Annotated in this window: 12 protein-coding genes, 1 rRNA gene and 1 pseudogene; 10 read left to right on the top strand and 4 right to left on the bottom strand. The window is 71.3% G+C overall.

Annotated elements, in window-relative coordinates; translation table 11 throughout:
• A 5S ribosomal RNA gene (gene rrf, locus LADH09A_RS23300) occupies positions 1-83 on the top strand; the annotation flags it as partial.
• Positions 84-367: 284 nt separating this feature from the next.
• Positions 368-616, top strand: coding sequence for a hypothetical protein (locus LADH09A_RS23295; protein ID WP_238647596.1), 249 nt, complete (start codon positions 368-370; stop codon positions 614-616).
• A 20-nt stretch (positions 617-636) separates the two neighbouring features.
• Here the strand turns inward: LADH09A_RS23295 and LADH09A_RS23290 are convergent, their stop codons facing one another.
• Positions 637-2,454 (bottom strand): VanW family protein, encoded by a 1,818-nt coding sequence (locus LADH09A_RS23290; RefSeq protein WP_238647595.1) that lies wholly within the window; start codon positions 2,452-2,454, stop codon positions 637-639.
• A 181-nt stretch (positions 2,455-2,635) separates the two neighbouring features.
• Here LADH09A_RS23290 and nudC point away from each other — a divergent pair, with 181 nt between their 5' ends.
• Positions 2,636-3,556, top strand: coding sequence for an NAD(+) diphosphatase (gene nudC, locus LADH09A_RS23285; RefSeq protein WP_238647594.1), 921 nt, complete (start codon positions 2,636-2,638; stop codon positions 3,554-3,556).
• Positions 3,557-3,595: 39 nt separating this feature from the next.
• Here the strand turns inward: nudC and LADH09A_RS23280 are convergent, their stop codons facing one another.
• On the bottom strand, positions 3,596-4,858 hold the full coding sequence (locus tag LADH09A_RS23280) for a lipopolysaccharide biosynthesis protein (RefSeq protein WP_238647593.1): 1,263 nt from the start codon (positions 4,856-4,858) through the stop codon (positions 3,596-3,598).
• Between the two features lie 183 nt (positions 4,859-5,041).
• Between LADH09A_RS23280 and LADH09A_RS23275 the strand changes: the two genes are divergently transcribed.
• The 5 genes and pseudogenes from LADH09A_RS23275 to LADH09A_RS32200 all read left to right on the top strand — a co-directional run.
• The gene (locus LADH09A_RS23275; RefSeq protein WP_238647592.1) at positions 5,042-6,814 is read left to right on the top strand and encodes an MmpA family trehalose lipid delivery protein; all 1,773 of its coding nucleotides are present in this window, start codon (positions 5,042-5,044) and stop codon (positions 6,812-6,814) included.
• Entirely contained in the window at positions 6,811-6,972 is a 162-nt protein-coding gene (locus LADH09A_RS23270; protein WP_157742438.1) for a hypothetical protein, read from the top strand. The genes LADH09A_RS23275 and LADH09A_RS23270 overlap by 4 nt, the downstream gene beginning before the upstream one ends.
• 48 nt (positions 6,973-7,020) lie before the next feature.
• Positions 7,021-7,809 (top strand): glycosyltransferase, encoded by a 789-nt coding sequence (locus tag LADH09A_RS23265; RefSeq protein WP_238647591.1) that lies wholly within the window; start codon positions 7,021-7,023, stop codon positions 7,807-7,809.
• Positions 7,806-9,248, top strand: coding sequence for a glycosyltransferase family 4 protein (locus tag LADH09A_RS23260; protein ID WP_238647590.1), 1,443 nt, complete (start codon positions 7,806-7,808; stop codon positions 9,246-9,248). The genes LADH09A_RS23265 and LADH09A_RS23260 overlap by 4 nt, the downstream gene beginning before the upstream one ends.
• Positions 9,242-12,463: pseudogene (locus LADH09A_RS32200) on the top strand (alpha-(1->3)-arabinofuranosyltransferase domain-containing protein); the annotation flags it as partial. The gene LADH09A_RS23260 and the pseudogene LADH09A_RS32200, both read left to right, overlap by 7 nt.
• A gap of 885 nt (positions 12,464-13,348) precedes the next feature.
• Here the strand turns inward: LADH09A_RS32200 and LADH09A_RS32130 are convergent.
• Positions 13,349-14,680 carry an acyltransferase family protein gene (locus LADH09A_RS32130; RefSeq protein ID WP_372492340.1) on the bottom strand — a complete coding sequence of 444 codons (1,332 nt, stop codon included), beginning with the start codon at positions 14,678-14,680 and terminating at the stop codon, positions 13,349-13,351.
• Positions 14,681-14,969: 289 nt separating this feature from the next.
• Between LADH09A_RS32130 and pgfA the strand changes: the two genes are divergently transcribed.
• Positions 14,970-16,010 (top strand): cell envelope lipid trafficking protein PgfA, encoded by a 1,041-nt coding sequence (gene pgfA / locus LADH09A_RS23250; RefSeq protein ID WP_238647588.1) that lies wholly within the window; start codon positions 14,970-14,972, stop codon positions 16,008-16,010.
• Positions 16,011-16,104: 94 nt separating this feature from the next.
• Here the strand turns inward: pgfA and LADH09A_RS23245 are convergent, their stop codons facing one another.
• Positions 16,105-16,839, bottom strand: a complete 735-nt coding sequence (locus LADH09A_RS23245; protein WP_238647587.1) for a class I SAM-dependent methyltransferase — start codon at positions 16,837-16,839, stop codon at positions 16,105-16,107.
• Positions 16,840-17,273: 434 nt separating this feature from the next.
• On the opposite strand from LADH09A_RS23245, the gene LADH09A_RS23240 reads away from it, so the two are divergent.
• Positions 17,274-17,897: a DUF6230 family protein gene (locus tag LADH09A_RS23240; RefSeq protein ID WP_238647586.1), complete on the top strand. Its 624-nt coding sequence runs from the start codon at positions 17,274-17,276 to the stop codon at positions 17,895-17,897.
• Positions 17,898-18,272: the final 375 nt, after the last annotated feature.

The raw sequence follows: 18,272 nt of genomic DNA, 5'->3' as shown, positions 1-18,272 counted from the left end.
CCATTCCGAACCCGGAAGCTAAGCCCTCCAGCGCCGATGGTACTGCACTCGTGAGGGTGTGGGAGAGTAGGACGCCGCCGGACAATCTTTCCAGAAAGGGTCACCCATCGGGTGGCCCTTTCTGCGTTTCCCCACAACGGCCCCGGTGATCGACACGGAATCACTGAAACCGCGGTATCCGGGCGGCTTGACACCCCGATATCAGTAAAGCCGAGTCGATCAACGAGGTCGCCACCAGTCCTCGTCCGGGTCGGACCGGCCGGGCACCCGCTGCCGTGGTGGGCTCAGCTGATGCCGTGGTCGGCCAGCCGCGCGCCCCACTGTCGAGGCACCTGTTCGGGCCGTGTCTCCCGGTTACGCTCTGCGGGTGGACGACGCGCTGATCCTTCTCGTCTTCTCGGGCTGTGTGGCCGCGGTCCTGGGGGTGCTGTGGTGGCTGGCGACCAGGGTGCGTCGCCGCGGTATCGGCGGCGAGGTCATGGGACCGTTCGAGGAGATCTGGCATCCCGCCGCACACCGCTACCGTGCGGAGATCCGGGTGCAGGACGCACGGGTGGTGCCGATGCCGCCGCAGGGTGGCCGGCGCCACGGCCAGGGCCGTGACGCCGGCGAGTAGACCTCAGAGCGGCCGGGACGTCAGGGCTTCGGCCCACAGACGTAGCGGGGCTCCGCGTCGTAGCGCCAGGTGAACTTCTCCCGCTTGACCACCGTGCCGCCCTTCTTGATGACCCGGAAGGCGTCCTGGGTGAAGCCGTTGATGCCGTTGGTCGCGATGCACGACGGGCCGGGCTCCAGATGGATCAGCTTCGGCGTGGTGATGTTGCGACGCGGGCCGTACTCCGTCTTCACACTGTCGTAGATCTTCGTGCTCCAGATCGACACGGTGATCGTGCTCGACGTGTACGAGGTGTCGATCAGGAGGCCGTACTCGGTGTTGTTGCGGAACTTGAAGTCCAGGTCCGGCCAGAAGATCGTCGACTCGATGACCGCCGGGTACCGGTCGAACCAGTACGAGTGCGGCTTGTGCTCGACGTCCTCCAGCCCGGCGTAGTAGGTCGCGTTGAACAGCGTGGTGGTGAACTGTGAGGTGCCACCGCCGACACCCGGCACCAGTTTGCCGTTCATGATGACCGGCGCGTCCCGGTAGCCCTGTGCGTAACCGCGTTCGCCGGTGTGGCCGTTCAGGGAGAACGTCTTTCCGGGCAGGACGACGGTGCCGTCCACCTCCTTGGCGATGGTGGCGATGTTCTGGCTACGCGACGAGGCCATGCCACCGGTGAACCGGGTGGTGAAGGTGGACACGCGCTCCTTGATGCCCAGGCCGGTCAGCTTCTCCGCGGTCAGCTCCGGTGGCGTCGGCTTCAGCTCGCCGGTGACCTCGCGTCCTTCCGACTTCGGCAGCACCGCCAGCAGGTCACGACCCAGGGCAGCCGTGTCCAGCTGCTGACCGGACCGCCCCTCGGCGACGGTGGGACGGCCACCGGCGATGGTGACGGTGGCGTCCTTCGCCGGCACCTCGATGGCGTTCAGGTCATCGCCGAGCGCCGCCCGCAGCCGCTTGACGTCCACCGACGGTGTCAGTTTGCCGGTCTTGTCGGCGGTGAACCGCAGGCTCTTCGCGATGGCGGCGGGCGGGACCTTCACCGACCCCTTGGTCGTGCGCAGGGTGACCGGTGCGGCGACCGCCGGCTTCGCCAGCTCGGCGACCAGCCTGTCCAACTCCTCCGGGGTGGTCGCCGGGTGGCTCTCCACGAGGGGCACCGTGACCGGTGTTCCGGCCAGCCAGCCGGCGCGGACGACCTCCGCCGAGCGCTGCGGGTTCAGTGCCAGCCCCGGCTTCGGCTGCACCACCTTCGGCGTGGTGCCCTGGTAGCTGATCGCCGGCATCGTCATGCCCTGGGCCTGGTCGCCGAGCACCTTGCGGAGCGCGTCGTCCAGCCGGCCCGCGTCGACGGTGACCACCGGGTCGACCGTGCGGGAGCCGACCAGCCGGCTGACCGGGTGCGCGTCGGCCTCGGCCGCTGCCGCGACGGTCGCCGGCACGTCGACGGCGAGCCCCACGTCGGCCGGGTTGATCTCGGCGGTGCGTCCGTCGACGGTGACCGTCAGCGGCTTGGCGAGCACCGCCGCCCGCCGGTCCAGCTCCGCCCGCAACTGCCGGTCGGCGTCCGCACGGCTCCGGCCGCCCAGTTCGGTGCCGAGCACGCTGGTGCCGCGGGGAACATCCCCGGCGTACGCCCAGGCGCCGGCACCCGCGACGGCGGCGAACACACCACCGGTGACGCCGGCGGCGAGCAGCATCCGCATCCGGCGGGGGCGGCGCGTGCCGCTCTCCGGCTCGCCGGGGACGGGCGCGGGCCCGGCCGCCGGGCCGTCGTCCGGCCAGGTGACCGCGGTGACCTGCACGGTGGGCCGGTCGTCGGCGGGTGGACTCTTTTCGCCGTACAGCGTCACTGCAACCTCGATCGCCAGGGTGCTGCGGGAGTTTCCCCTCCCGGAGGCACCTACGGTAACGAATGCTTGGCCGTCCTTGGCGGCTACGCCCACCAGGCCCAGCTACCGCGTGTCTCCCGGCGTGTCGCGCTGGCGCGGGGGCGGTTCCGACAGCGGACCACGGACGTGGCACGGTGACCGGGTGGACACAGCGGAACGGGTGTTGGCGTACGGGGGCGGCTGGCTGGACCGGGCGGGCCCGTTGCGCGCCGATCCGACCCGGATGAGCGCGCTGCTCACCGAACCGACCACCGTGGTGCTGCCGATGTGGAGGGACCGCTGTCTCGTCGAAGGGGACGGGCCGGTCCGGCTCACCGCCGAGCGCGCGTCGCTCGTCCGGTCCGCCGCCGGTGAGACCGTCTTCCTGGGGCTCGACGGGGACGTGGCCGTGTTCGCCGCGGACCTGTCCGCGCTGCCCGAGCGTGCCGCCGTCGAGATGGCCGGTGCGAAACGGTCCGTCGACGTGCGGGCACTGGTCGGCCGGCTCCAGCCGGGTGACGCCGCCGTCCAGGCGTACGGCAGGGGGTTGCTGCACTGGCACCGGCAGCAGCGGTACTGCGGGACGTGCGGTGCGGCGGCCGTCGCCGGTGGTGGCGGGCACCTGCGGACCTGTACCGGCGGGGAGTGTGGGCGGGTCCTGTTTCCCCGGATCGAACCGGCGATCATCGTGTTGATCGAGGCGCCCGGCCCGCCGGGGCGGTGCCTGCTGGCGCGGCATGCGGGTGCGCCCGAGGACGCGTACTCGACGCTGGCCGGCTTCGTCGAGATCGGCGAGAGCCTGGAGGACGCGGTCCGTCGGGAGATGGCCGAGGAGGCGGGCGTGACCGTCACCGACGTGACCTACCAGGGGTCGCAGGCGTGGCCGTTCCCCGCCGGCCTGATGGTGGGCTTCCGGGCCACCGCCACGTCCGAGGAGGTACGCGTCGACGGCGAGGAGTTGCTGGAGGCGCGCTGGTTCACCCGGGCCGAGCTGCGGGACCGGGTGGCCTCCGGCCGTGGCCTCGGTCGGGTGGACGCGATCGACCACCGTCTCCTGGAGGACTGGTTGGCGGCGGGATCCTGACTGGTCGGGCTGGTGCAGAGGGGATGGCAGCGCCGGTGGTCAGCTGACGGCCTCGGTGGAGGGGCTGTGCCGCTCAGCCGGGTCCGTGGACGAGGCCCGGCGCGAAGTGCCCCGCAGTGACAGCCCGAGGACCATCACCAGCGCGGTCACCGCAGCCGTGCCGAGAGCGCACCACATGATGCCCTGGAAGGTGCGCGGCGCGACGGCCATCGTCAGGACGGCCAGAACGCCGGCCGCCACCCAGAGCGGCGCGGAAGGCCACCGCGCACCTGCCGCGATCTTGGCGTTGACGACCGCGAAGACCAGGGCGTAGAGGGCTCCGGTGGCGGCGAAGAACGGGGCGTACTCGCCCAGCGATGCGTAGTCCTCACCACCGGCCAGGCGGAACGCTAAGTCGCCGGCCAGGGCCGAGGCGGCGACGAGCACGGCACCACAGGCGCCGACGATCGCGAGCATGGTGGTGCGGAGGCGGCTGTCGCCGACGGCCAGGCGGGGCAGGGCCAGCACCGTGATCACCTGGGGTGCCCAGAGCGCGCCCTTGGTGAGCACGGTGCCCACCGAGTACGCCCCCGAGTCGGCCGGCGACAACAGTTGTCGGGCGAAGATCAGGTCGGCGTACGACACCACGAGCATCGCCAGCGCGGCGGTGCCGGCGCTCGTCACCTGCCGGATTCGCAGGGCGGTCCCGGCGCTGACCGGGGCCCCGTCGAGGTTCGAGGCTGGTCGTGCGATCAAGGCCAGGACCGGCAGGACGAGGTACGCCGTCACCAGGCCGGCGACGAGCGTGTCCACGACGTCGGCGCCGAGCACGAGGGTGACGATCATGCCGGTGTAGCGCCCGACGGCGAACACACCCATCGCCCACGCGAGGCGCAGGAAGCGCTGCTCGCCCTGCAACTCCCCGAGCCACCTGCCGGCCAGCACGACCGCGAACGTCGTGGCGGCCACCAGCGCCACGATCGTCAGTGACAGTCGCAGGGCGGTCACCATCAGCGGCGTGGCCACGACGACGGCGCCAGCGGCGACCGCGGCCGTGACGAGGGTGACCCGCACGGTGGGTGCGCCCGGCTGGCGGGCGCGGTGCACGGCGACCGCCATCTGCAGGCCCACCCCCGCCACACCGGCGATTGCGACGAGCGCCAGCACGGTGGCCAGCACACTCAGCTCCTCGGCCGCCAGATGCCGGGCACCGACCATGGGTAGCAGGTAGGCGAGGCCGTTCGTCACCATCGCGGCGACCGCCACCGCCGCGCCCGCCGCTCCCAGCCGGCCCGGGGTGGGCCCGGCCGTCGTCTCTGTCATCGCGCCTCATGTCGGTTCGCCGGGGGGGATCGGCTGTGCCCTGCGCGTCGCGACTCCGACGTGGTGAGCCGGTCGACGTCGTCAGGCAAGGTACCCCCCGCGCTCGCCCTGTGCCTAGAGTGCTGTCCGGAGCCCCGGGTGCGACGTCGGGCCCGCTTCCCGTCCAGGCCTGTGGGGGTCCGTGTGCGCCGACCGTTACCGGAGTTCGGCCCGGCGCTGCTCCGCGCTGTCGTCGTACTCCGTCGCTGGTGGCCGGAGGTGGTCCTCGGCCTCGGCGTGGCCCTCGCGATCCTCGGCCCGGTGCTGCGCCGGGGTTACCTCCTCCGGTACGACCTGGTGTTCGTGCCGGACCCGCCGTTCGGCGCGATGGTCTGGGGCAGCGGCTCCGAGCTGCCCCGCGCGGTGCCCAGCGAACTGCTCGCGGTCGGCCTGTCCCAGCTGGTCCCGGGCGACATCGCGGAGAAGTCGCTCCTGGCCGGTTGCCTCGCGCTGGCCGCGGTGGGCGCTGCCCGGTTGGCTCCCGTCAGTCACCCGTTGGCGCGAGTCGCGGCCGGGCTCGGGTACGTCTGGAACCCCTGGGTGTACGGGAGGCTGCACCTCGGGCATTGGGCGGTCATCGCCGGGTACGCCGCGTTGCCGTGGGCCTACGCCTGGGTTCTCGGGGTGCTGCGGCCCCCGCCCGACGGCGGCGGCCCGAGCCGGCGCTCCGCCGTCGCCGGTGGGCTGGCGGTGGTGCTGGGCGGCCCGGCGATGGTGTTGGCCGCGGTGCTGACCTGCGCCCCGGCGTTGGCCCTGGCCCGGCGGTGGCGGGCGGTCGTCGCGGGTTGCGCGACGCTGGTCGGCCTCACCGCTCCGTGGCTGCTGGCCCTGACCAACCGGGGCGGTGCGATCGATCTCGACGAGCGGGGTGTGACCGCGTTCGCCGCGCGTGCGGACACGCCACTCGGCGTGCTCGGCAGCGTCGCCACGCTCGGTGGCATCTGGAGTCGGTACGCCGTTCCGGTCGGACGTGACCAGTGGCCGGTCGCTCTGCTCGCGCTGGTGCTCGCGGCGGCCGCGGTCTGGGGATTCGCGCTGACCCGCCGCCGTTGGCCGTCGCCGGCCTGGTGGGGCCTGCTCGCCGGTGCCGTGTTGGGCACCGTGATCGCCGTGGTCCCGGCCCTGCCCGGGGGAGCACAGTGGATGACGGCGCTGGTCGAACACGTTCCGTTGGCCGGCGCCGTCCGGGACGGCACCCGCCTCCTCGCGCCCCTCGCGCTGCTTCAGGCGGTGGGTCTCGGGATGGTGGTGGAGTCGCTGGTGACGACCGGTGCGCGCGCCCTGGCCCCGTTGGTGATGCTGGCTCCGGTGCTGCTCCTCCCCGGTCTGGCCTGGGGTCTCGGTGGTCAACTCGACCCGGTGCGATACCCCGCCGAGTGGTCCACCGTGCGCGCGGTGGTGAACCAGGACCCGGCCGGCGGGAGCCTGGTGTCGCTGCCCTGGTCGTCGTTCCGTGCCTACCGTTGGGCGGGTGGCGTGCCAGTGCTCGATCCGGCGCCCCGGGCGTTCCGTCGACCCGTGATCGGCGATCAGGACGTCCTGGTCGGCCGGGAACGGATCAAGGGTGAGAGCCGCGATTCCGACCACGTGGCCGCGGCGCTGACGGTTCCCGGTGATCCCGGACCGGCGCTGCGTCGGCTCGGTGTGCGGTACGTGCTCATTCAAACTGATCAACCTGGCGGTACTGCGATCGAGAGTCGATTCGCGGACGCCGAGTTGGTCCGGCAGGACGGGACATTGACGCTGATCCGTCTGGCTGATGGCGGTTCTTCCGGCTCAGCGCGGACTGTCGGCATTGGTCCCACGCTGGGGTATTCGGTACTCGGGGGCACCCTGTTGATCGCCCTTTTGTACCCGGCGGCACGGCTCCGACGCATGCTACTGTCCGGTACCTTTTGTCGAAGGGACCGTCAATGAAGGCATCCTTCAATCCCCTCCTGACCGCGGTTGTCGCCGCGGCGGTGGGTGCCGTGCTCGGAATTCTGGCCGTCTCGATCGGGACGTCCACCATCACCAACAGCAATACGAAGCCTGCGAACGTGGAGCAGCCCATCATCGTGTACGGCGAGCGCTGACGGCCCTCCATGGAGGTCCTTCCTCCTGACGTGTCGTCAGATGCGGTCGTGCTCGACGTCGTGGTGCCCGCCTTCAACGAGGCGGAGCGCCTGCCGGCGACTCTGCTCCTGCTCCGGGCGGCGCTGGCCAACCTCGGTGTGCCCTGCCGGGTGACCGTGGTCGACAACGCCAGCACCGACGGAACGGCCGAGGTGGTGTCGACCGTGCTGCCCGGCACGGTTCCCGTCCGGCTGTTGTGGTGCGGCGAGCGGGGGAAGGGATTCGCGGTGCGCATCGGTGTACTGGCCAGCGATGCGCGCTACGTCGGCTTCTGCGACGCGGACCTGGCCACCGCGCCGGACAATCTCGGTCAGGTGCTCAGTCTTCTGGTCGAGGGCGCCGACGCGGTGGTCGGTTCGCGGGCACATCCGGAGTCGGTGGTCGAGGAGCGGCACAGCCTGCTCCGGCGGTGGGGCGCGGTGGCGTTCCGCAGTGCGGTCCGGCAGGTGGTTCGCGGCGTGGGCGAGACGCAGTGCGGTTTCAAGTTCTTCCGCAACGATGTCGCACGGCGGGCGTTCGCGCCGCTGCGGTGCGGTGGTTTCGCTTTCGACGTGGAGGTGCTGGGGCGCGTCGAGCGGGCGGGCGCCAGGCTGGTGGAGATACCGGTCAACTGGGTGGACGTACCCGGCTCGCGCTTCTCCCCGGTTCGCCACGGCTGGCAGAGTTTCGTGGACGTCGCGAAGATCCGCTGGCGACTCCGTCGTACCGACGCCGCCATCCTGCCGGTACCGGTCGTCGCCATCCCGGTGGCCCCCGACGTGACCAGCGGCGCGGCCACTGTTGGATTGCGGCCGTGAGTGTCGGATCGTCCCGGGTCGCTGCGGTTCCCACCACCGACGTCCCGATGGTGGGTCGCCGGGTGGCGGTGCTCAACTGGAAGGACCCCTGGCATCCCGACGCCGGGGGCGCCGAGGTCTACGCCTGGCAGGTCGCCCGTGACCTGGTGACCGCCGGCGCGGAGGTCACCTTCGTGACCGCACGGCCGGCCGGCCAGCGCGGTGACGAGGTCCGGGACGGCATTCGGATCGTCCGGGTCGGTGGCCGCTGGAGCATCTACCCCCGGGTGCTGGGCTGGTTGTTGCGCCACCGGGGCCGGTTCGATGCCGTCGTGGACTGTCAGAACGGCATCCCATTCTTCAGCCCGGCGGTCCTGCCGGCCGGCGTGCCGGTGATCTGCGTGATCCACCACGTGCACGACCGGCAGTTCCGACTGTATTTCGGCCCGCTCGTCGGGCGCTTCGGTGCGTGGCTGGAGGGGCCCGTCGCCCGCCGGATCTACCGCCGTTGCGTCACCCTCGCGGTCTCACCCTCGACGGCCACGGCCGTCCGTGACCGGCTCGGCTGGGCCGGCCCGGTGGTCGTGGTGCCGAACGGAGCTGACGCCGACCACCACCGAGGTGGGGTCCGGGACTCGCGACCCCGGATCGTCTGCGTCGGCCGGGTGACCCGGCACAAGCGGGTGGATCTGGTGCTCGACGCCGTCGGCCAGCTTCGGCCCGAACGACCCGACCTGCGCCTGGACATCGTCGGTGGCGGGCCGGACGTGGAGACGATCCGCCGGCAGGTCGACGAACGTGGGTTGGCCGACGTGGTGACGGTCCATGGCCACCTGCCCTCCGCCGAGCGGGACGCCCTGTTGGCCGCCGCGTGGTTGCACGTCTCCGGCTCGTGGGGCGAGGGCTGGGGCCTCGTGGTGGTGGAGGCCGCCGCCGCCGGGCTGCCCACTGTCGCCTTCGACGTGGACGGGCTCCGCGACGCCGTACGGCCAGGCCGGACCGGGTGGCTGGTGAGTGAGGGCGGGGACCCCGCCGGCAACCTCGCCGCCGGTCTCGACCGCGCACTGGACTCCGTCGCGGCTCCGGGGGAGGCGGACCGGATGGCGATCGAGTGCCGACAGTGGAGCGACGCGTTCCGTTGGGCGGACACCGGCCGGCGGGTCCGCGCGGTTCTCGGGGATCTGCTCGCGCCGCGAGCGGTGCCGTGGGCGTCGGCGGACGCCTGTCTCGTGGTCCGGACGCACGAGCCGGACACCCTCCTCGCACGGGTGATGCCGCTCCTGCCGCACACCCGACACGTCGCGATCGACCAGCAGAGCCTGTGGATCCTGGTGCCGGGCGCCGATCCGGCAGCGATCCGGCAGGTGCTGACCGACGCGGGTGTTCCCGCGGACGCCGTGAGCGAGCAGAAGGCAAGCCGAGACGAACTCCTCACCGGAGTTCCGGTACGGCAGTGCTGACCACGTGGTCGACCGCTCGTCGCACCCCCGGCGTACCGTCCGCGACGGTGTCCCTGGCGGTGTGGCGCCTGCGTGAGCTGCTGGTCTGCCTCGCGCTGATCGGCCTGTGCGTCACGCAGGGCTCCGGCCTCATCGTGCCCGAGACGAAACTGGACATGGCCACGGACCCGGGCGGGTTCCTCGCCCGGGCCACCCATCTGTGGATCGCGGACTGGCAGTTCGGGACCCTCCAGAACCAGGCCGTCGGCTACTTCTTCCCGATGGGCCCGTTCTTCCTCGCCGGTGAGGCGATAGGGCTCCCGGCGTGGCTCGTCCAGCGACTCTGGATGGCCGCGCTGCTCTGCGTCGCCCTCACCGGTGTGGTGCGCCTGGCCCGCGCCCTCGACCTCGGTGGCCCTGCGTCCCGCCTGGTCGCCGGCGCGGTTTTCGCCCTCTCACCTCGGGCACTCTCCCTGGTCGGCACGGTCTCGTTGGAGTTGCTGCCCTACTGCGTCGCCCCGTGGGTGCTGCTGCCGCTGGTCAAGGGAGCTGCGGGAGGCTCGCTACGCCGGGCGGCGGCGCTCAGCGGGCTGGCGGTGGTCTGCATGGGTGGGGCCAACGGGGCAGCGGCCGCGTGTGCCGTGCTGCCGGCCTTCCTGTTCGTGGTGACACGTCCTCCCGGGACTCGGCGATTCCGCCTGCTGGCCTGCTGGACGGTGGCGATGGTGGCGGCCACCTTCTGGTGGTTCGCCCCGTTGCTGCTCCTGCAGCGGTACGGGTTCCCGTTCCTGCCCTTCACCGAGAGCGCCGCGGTGACGACCGGCGTGAGCTCCCTCCCGGAAGCCGTCCGCGGTGCCACCCACTGGGTGGGCCACCTGGCCGTCGACGGGGTCCCCTGGTGGCCCACCGGATGGGCCCTGGCCACCGTGCCCTGGATGGCGCTGGTCACCGGCCTGATCGCCTGCGTCGGGCTGGCCGGCCTGGCTCGCCGGGACCTGCCGGAACGGCGGTTCCTGCTCGTCGGGGCGCTCGTCGGCCTGGTGACCCTGACCGCCGGGAACCTGTCGGACGGGGGAGCGCCCTTCGCCGCAACGGTGCGGGAGGCGCTCGACGGCCCACTGGGCGCGCTCCGCAACCTGCACAAGTTCGACGTCGTCCTCCGCCTACCACTGGCTCTGGCGACTGCGCACATGCTGGACACCGTCGGCCTGATCGCCGTCATCCGCCGGTTCTCCCGCCCCACGGGTATGGCACCCCGGCGGGTGGCGCTGGGCGTCACCGCCGCCGCGCTCGTCGCGGTGAGCGCCGGCGCGGGTAGCGCGGGCCTCACCGCGGGCGGCGGCTTTCCCGCGCTGCCCGAGCACTGGCGGCAGGCCTCCGGTTGGCTCGACCGGCACGCCGGTCCCGGTACGACGCTGCTGGTGCCCGGGTCCAACTTCGCCGAGTACGACTGGGGTCGCTCGTTGGACGAACCGGTCCAACCTCTGCTGGACTCACCGTGGGCGGTGCGTTCGCTGGTGCCGGCCGGATCGACGGGAAACGCCCGGCTGCTCTCCGCGATCGACGACCGGCTCGCCGCGGGCGCGGCCGCTCCGGGCCTGGCCGACGTCCTCGCCCGGCTCGGCGTGCGCTATCTGCTCGTCCGCAACGACCTGCGGCAACCCGTCGGGGCCGTCGCCTGGCCGCTCCTGGTGCACCGGACCCTCGACAGCGCACCCGGGCTGTTCAAGGTCGCCGAATTCGGGCCGGACGTCGGACTGCCACCGGACTTCTTCGGGGCCTGGGACTACGGGCTGCGCAAGGTGTACGCGGCGGTGGAGATCTACCAGGTGGACCGGCCGACCCCCCAGGTCAGCCTGGCGGACGCGGCACGACCGCTCGACCTGGTCGGTGCGCCGGAGACGTTGCTCGATCTCAGCGACGCCGGTGTCCTCGGTAACCGGCCCGTGATCCTCAACGGTGACGCCTCGGGGGCTGTCGCTGGGGGCTCGGTGCTCGCCGACAGTCTCCGCAACCGGGAGGTCGACTTCGGAATCGTCCGTGGTAACACCTCGCGGACGTTCACCCCGCTGGATCAGCCTCGGCAGGCGCGGGCGGTCCACGACATCCTCGACCCCGCCTGGAGGCCGTCGCTGACCTCGGCCGGCTACACCGGGGTGACGGATGTGCGGGTCTCGTCCAGCGCGGCCGACGTCGCCGGCCCGGCAGGGCTGCGTGACGCCTCCGCCGGGCCGTTCGCGGCCCTGGACGGCGACAGCGGTACGGCCTGGCTGACCGACGGTGCCCGCAAACCCGTGGGCCAGTGGCTGGAGGCCCGGTTCCCGGAGAAGATCCAGGCGGGCTCGGTGGAGTTGCAGGTGGTCGACGACGAGGTCATCGGCGCTCCGGTCACGCGGGTGGAGGTCAGCACGGCGGGTGGGACGCTCGTGCACTCGGTGACCGGCGCCGGGCGAGATCCGCTGCGTCTGGCGTTGCCCTCCGGGCGTACCACCTGGCTCCGCGTGACCATCGACGCTGTCGCCGGCCTCGACGTGCCGGGACGACGCGCGGGGATCCGGGACGTCCGCGTACCGGGGGTGAATCCGGTGCGCTACCTGCGGCTGCCAGCACTGCCCGACGCCACCGCCGCGCCGGAGGTCGTCGCGCTGGCCCGAAAGACCGCCGACCGGCCAGCCTGCGCCATCGCCGACGACCACTACCTCTGCGCGCCCGACCTGATCCGTCAGAGCGAGGAAACCGGCCTGGTACCCCGACGTTTCGATCTGCCGGTCGCGTCCACCCCCAGCCTCACCGGCCTGGCCCGCGCCACGCCGGCCACCGCGCTCGCTGTCTACGACGAGATGGTGGGCGGACAGACCTTCACCGCGTCGAGCGCCTGGTTCACGGACCCGGTCGCGTCGTCGCGGGCGTTGGGCGACGGCGACGACGGTACGGGGTGGTTGGCGGATCCGAACGACCCGCAGCCGACCGTGGAACTGCGGTGGGCCAAGGCCCGGAAGGTCAGCTGGGTGCGGCTGCGTTTTGCGGCGAGCCTGGTCGCGGCGCCGCCGAGGGCACTGCGGATCACGGGCGACGACGGTATCCGGGAGGTGGCTGTCGACGCCGACGGAGTGGCCCGCTTCCCGGCCCTCCGTACGCGCAACCTCTTCCTGGCAGTGACCTCGACGGTGCCGCGCTCCAGCCGGTCGACGACGTTTCTCGAGCCGCAGCCACTCCCGGTCGGCCTCAGCGGCATCGACGTGGAGGGGGTTCCCGAGGCCAACCAACCTCGCGGCCTCGACCGCACCGTGACGTTGCCCTGTGGAGCGGGCCCCGCGATCGTCGTCAACGGGGCGCCGGTGACGACGACCATGTCCGGCACCCTGCGTGATCTGAGGGACCTACGGCCACTGCGGTACCGCGCCTGCACGGTCGAACCGAAGGCCAAGACCAACGCCAGGGCCACGCCGAAGCCGGGCGCCGACCAGCTGCCGCTCCGGGCCGGCCCGAACGAGGTTTCCGCGCCGGCGGACCGGTTCGTGGTCGACAGCGTGATCCTCAGCGGCGAAGCAGTGGCCGCCACGGTCGACCAGCCGTCCCGCCAGGGGCTGACGGTTCTCACCTGGACCGACCAACACCGGTCGGTCCAGGTCGGGCCGGGTGGCGCGAGTTACCTGGTCGTGCCGGAGAACGCAAACCCTGGCTGGCGTGCCACGCTCGACGGTGTCCGGCTCGAACCGAGCCGGGTCGACGGTTGGAAACAGGCATGGCTGTTGCCGGCCGGGGCCGCCGGGAAGGTCGAGATCGTCTTCACGCCTGGCCGGCAGTACGACATCATCCTGCGGGTCGCCGGCGGTCTGTTGCTGCTGTTGGTCGTCGCGGCGCTGCTCCCGGCGCGCCGCCGTCGACCGTCGTACCCGGTGGTTCCCGCCACCCTGCCGACCGCGCCGCTTCTCGCGATCGGGGTACCGGTGCTGCTCGGAGGAGTGGTCGGGCTCGGCTGCGCGATCGTGGTCGTGGCGCTGCACAGACGTCGGATACCCACGCCCGGGTGGATCTGGGTGCCGGCCGCCGTGGGTCTCGCGATCTACGGCTCCGAGCGGTGGTGGCTGTGGCGCGTCGGCCCCGAATCGGTCGCGGAGCTACTCGCTGCCCTCCCGTCGGCCCTGCTTCTCGTCGCTGTCGCCGCCCTCGTGCTGCGGTCCCGCCGGGTGCGCGGAAGGTACGAGTCGCGCCGAGAGGGGCGGGTGTTCGGCTGGGTCCGACGCCGTGGTCAGCGCTGGGACCGGCGTCGGCGTTTCCACCTGAACGAGGGAAGCGCTCCCGGTCCTCCGGCTGGTGCGCCGCTTCTCCAGGAATCTCCGCAGGTGCTGCGTCGGCCGCTCGATGAGGTAGTAGGTGGCGATCGCGGCCGGGATGGTGAGGGTGAGGGTCGCCGCCAGGAGCAGCCAGAACGAGCTGCCCATGCGGGTGAATCCGAGCAGTCGGAAGCAGGCCTCGAGGGCGAGGATGTGCCAGAGGAAGATGCCGTAGGAGATTCGCCCGAGAAACCTGATCAGCGGCCGAAGCAGGAGCGCGCGCGGAACTCCGCCCGAACCCCGGCCGACCAGCGGGGCGATCACACACCACGCGATGAGCAGGAACATCAGGTGTTCGGTGATCGACTCGACGGGGGTGGCGGGTTCGAGGGCACGGGGACCGGCGATCGGCGTGCTGGCGATCCAGAGCAGCGCCCCGGCGATGAGCCAGGACGTCCCGGGCGCGAACGTGAGGACGCGGAGCCCACGCGGCGTGGCGGACCACAGGTCTTCCTCGCCGCGGTCGGACCCACCCGGAGCCAGATTCGGCAGGAACGGGGAGGAGGTGGTGCTCGGGGGCCAGGAGGCGAGAACGGCCAGCATGACGCCGATCCCGAACCAGTCCAGGAAGGCAGGTAGCCAGAGCCACGACATCTCCGGCAGCGGCGAGTCCGGCCCGTGTGCGTACACGTTCCAGGCGAGGCCGGCCGTCACGAGTGCGATGCCGAGCGTCAGGTGGCGGCGTGCCCGCGCCAGCGGGGTTCGACCGCCCAGCCGCCGGCCGAGCGCAGCGATCACCGGCAGCGCCAGGTAGAAGGTCGCCTCGGTGGCAAGGCTCCATGTCTGCTCCATACCGACAGGCAGCCGCAATGGCTCATATATGTGCAGTAAAAGGAGGGGTATTGCCCAGTCCCAGAGCGACCTGAGGTAGTCGATGTTGAGCCAGTTCAGTGCGACAACCGCCATTGCCCAGTACGCGGGCAGAATGCGCAGTGCGCGGTGCCAGAGGTATGCCCAAAACAGCGGGTGCGGCTGCGATTGAATGGCCGCCCGCGCGAATGGCCGGTAGAGCAGGAAGGCCGACAGCGCGAAGAAGACCGCGACCCCCACGTCCAGCCTGGCCAGCACTCCTCCGGTGCGTCCGTACGAGTTGGTCAGCCCGCTGAGAAACGACACATGGTGGACGAGCACGCCGAGCACCGCTATGGCCCGGAGGCCTTCGAGGGCCGGTAACCAGCCGTCCGTTCGGCCGGTATTCGGGTCGGACGGATGACTTTCTCCACCGATCGGGGCTGCTTTGACAGGTCGGCTCACAGGTCCTCGACATCCCCTTTGTTGTGGCGGCCGGGTGGCCGCATCCGACCGTGGTCCACACGGCTTGAGAGGCCGCGTCGGACCATATCCGAAATCTGTCTCGTCATGTACTGTCAGCCGACTAGTCGACCATTACAAGGGGAGGAGTTACATGCGACCTACGTCGGGTGCCATCTTGGTAGCGGCGGGCACGTTCCTGATCGTCGGGGCCGTGGCGACGCCGCTGGTCGTCGCGCCCGCTCTCGTCAAGGTGCCCCTGGACCAGAGTTCGGTGACGATCTCGACGGCCCAGAACGCGACCGTCCTCGATTTCGGCACGCTGTCGGAGCGGAGCGGAGTCAACCTGACCGCCCACCGGGCCGTCCGGGGCGATGTCAAGGACGGCAACGCTGACCGGGCGGTCTTCAACGTCGGTGTCCGGGTGATCGACGACGCCGACAAGGAGATCACCCTCAGTACGGACCGGGTGGCACTCGACCGGCGGACGGCCATGGCCGTCGCCTGCTGCGCCGAGGACATCAACGGCGCGCCCTTCAAGCACGAGGGCCTGACGTACACCTTCCCGTTCGGCACGGAGAAGAAGACCTACCAGTACTTCGACAACTCCGCTCGGAAGGCGTACCCCGCAAAGTACGTGAGCACCGAGAAGTTGCAGGGTCTGACCGTCTACAAGTTCGAGATGACGGTCGAGCCGATCCAGATCAGCGAGATCAAGGTCCCGGGCAGCCTGCTGGGTTCGAGCGAGCAGACCGTCAACGCTGGCCGTTTCTACGCCAACACCCGGACCCTGTGGGTGGAGCCCGACAGCGGCGTGATCGTCAAGGGCCAGGAGAAGCAGCTGCAGACCCTCCGCGACGCGACCGGCGCGGACAAGATCAAGATCATCGACGCGGATCTCGCCTTCACCGAGGACACCCAGAAGCAGCAGGCCAAAGCTGCCAAGGACGCGCGTGACCAGATCAATCTGCTGACCATGGTGGTACCGATCGTCCTCGGTCTCCTCGGCCTCGCCCTGGTGCTGATCGGTCTGTACCTCGTCATCCGCGCGGCTCGTCGCGGACCCGACCCGGCACCCGTGGAGGCCGACGACCGGCCGACGACCGACCTGCCGTCGCAGGCGTCCTCGGAGCCGGTCGAGGAAACCACGGCGCCCGCCGGGGGTCGCCACGCTGTGGAGCGCAGCGAGCCGTAACACCGCGCAACACCACCGCATCGGCCTGACCGGGCCGGCTGTCCTCCAGGGCGGCCGGCCCGGTCGTCTGTGTGGTCGCCGAGGAGGTTCCCAGCTAGGCGCGGCGAATCGCGTACCGCCTGCAGACCCAGTCCTCGCTGTACGGCAGGTCCGGCCACTGCCCGACGATGTCCCCGCCATGCGTGTCCGTCAGCCGCACGATGTCGTCGTGCGGCACGACGGTCATCTTCATCGGTGCCGGGTAGTTGAGCAGATTGCGCTGCGCCCAGCTGATCAGGCGGAAGGGGGCCACCCGCCAGATGAGGCCCTTGGCCGTTCGCGCCAGCCCTGTCGGCAGGCCGATGACGGCGATGCCGCCGGGCCGCAGGACGCGCAGGAACTCGGCCAGGTAGCGGTCGATGGCCGGTCGTGGCAGATGCTGCAACACCAGGGCGCTGTAGACCAGGTCGAAGTGGCCGTCGGGAAACTGGCTCAGGTCCGGTACGTCGTTGAGAACGAACCTGACGTTCCCGGCACTCCGGTTCAGTTGCCGGGCGGTCTCCAGCATGGACGGAGCGATGTCCACGGCGACGACCTCGTCAGCGTGCGGAGCCAGCGCCTGCGACAGTCGTCCGGCGCCGCAGCCGAAATCCAGCACCCGCTCCCAGCGAGTGGGCAGACCCAGGCGGCGAAGCTGGCCGGCCGTCTCCTCGACATCGGTGCGGCCGGTGGCCAGGAACTCCTCGACGTCCCACCGTCCGCCGCGCTTGCCGGGTTGAACGAGTACGGCCCAGAGCGGGTCCTCGGTGCCGAGCTTGGTCCAGTCACGCCGCACGTCGTTCAGATTCACGCCGAAACAGTAGGTCATTCGAGCATCCGTCGGGATCGACCGGTTCCGCGGTCGTCCGGATGTTCGGACGGGTCGGTCGACCTGAACGGCCCTGCCTGCGACAGGTGAAGCCTGCCGAGGAGACGCGTGCTTTACATTCGTTACCTTATTGTAATTGGTCAATGGAACGTCACGCTGCGTGTTCAGGGCATTGATTTTCGCCCGCGCTGGTGGCGATTTGCCCGCTTCCACGAGTGGCCAACCCAACCCAGCGTGCTGTCGCCCGGCCATTCCGTCAGCACCCTGTTACTGCCGGGTAATCGGGGGGTTGTGAGCTGCGCCTCAGCGGGTGCACCATCAAGCCCGATGGTTACCAGCCGGTAACAGATGACGGGCCCGGTGGGGCCGCCAGTTCGGGACCGGCCACCCGCACGCATCCACCCGAGGAGGAACCCGTGCAGGATCGGTTACACAGTCAGGGTCGTACCCGGTGGTGGCGGTTCGCCGCCATGATGGTGCCCGCCACGGCCGCCGCCGGCGCCATCCTGTTCGGCATGTCGACCGGCGCGATCGCGTCCGACATCACGGTCTCCGGGCAGACCTTCAAGATCGGCGCCGACCGCCTCGAAGGCGACGGCTTCAAGCAGTACGGCGGCATCGTCCGGGAGAAGGGCAAGGACGGAAAGGCCGGCCAGGTCCACCCGATCGCGCTCTCCGAGATCAGCAGCGCCGAGCTGTACAGCCTCTGCCAGTCCGTCCGCGCCGACCTGCCGGGCCTGCCGGTGGTGCTCACCATCAACGCCGGGGAGGGCAAGGAACCCGCCCGCGCCAAGGACCTGCTGATCGCGATGGACTCGTTGAACGGCAACGCGACCTTCACCAACATCAGGATCGGTCGGGACGCCACCGACCTGAACCCGACGGCGCAGGCCGGCTCGTTCGGCCAGAACTCCGACCACGTCACCATCACCAACCTCCAGCAGGTGTCCCGCTACACCACGGCGGCCACGTTCAACCTGGTCGGCCTCCGACTCAAGGTCAACGTGGGCGACGACGCCAAGGGCAAGGAGTGCTTCTGAGCTGAGTCGCGGCCCGCGGTGAGGTGCCGCGGGCCCGGCCCGTCTCCCGTCCCCGCTCATCGAGCTCGACCCCCGTGGCCCCTGTCCCGGCCCGTGTCCCCGTCCCCCCCCCCCCCCCCCCCCCCCCGGGCAGCGGGGCGAGACCCCAGAACTGCCCCCCCCCCGCCCGCCCGGCGCGCCCGCGCCGGGGCGGCGCCTCCCCCCCCGCCCCCGCCCCGCCCCCGGCGGGGGCGGGGGGGCCCCGCCCCCGCCCGGCCCGGGGGGGGTGGCCGCCCCCCCCCGTCGCCCCCCCCACGCCCACTCCCCCCCCGCGGCGCGCGTGGTGTGCCTTCCTCCGTCTCCGCGCTAGCGTCTTGCTGTGTTCGACGTTCTCCC

Origin of the sequence: Micromonospora cabrerizensis (assembly GCF_022230955.1) — a bacterium.
Taxonomy (GTDB): Bacteria; Actinomycetota; Actinomycetes; order Mycobacteriales; family Micromonosporaceae; genus Micromonospora; species Micromonospora cabrerizensis.
This window is presented reverse-complemented; position numbering and strand designations above follow the sequence as displayed.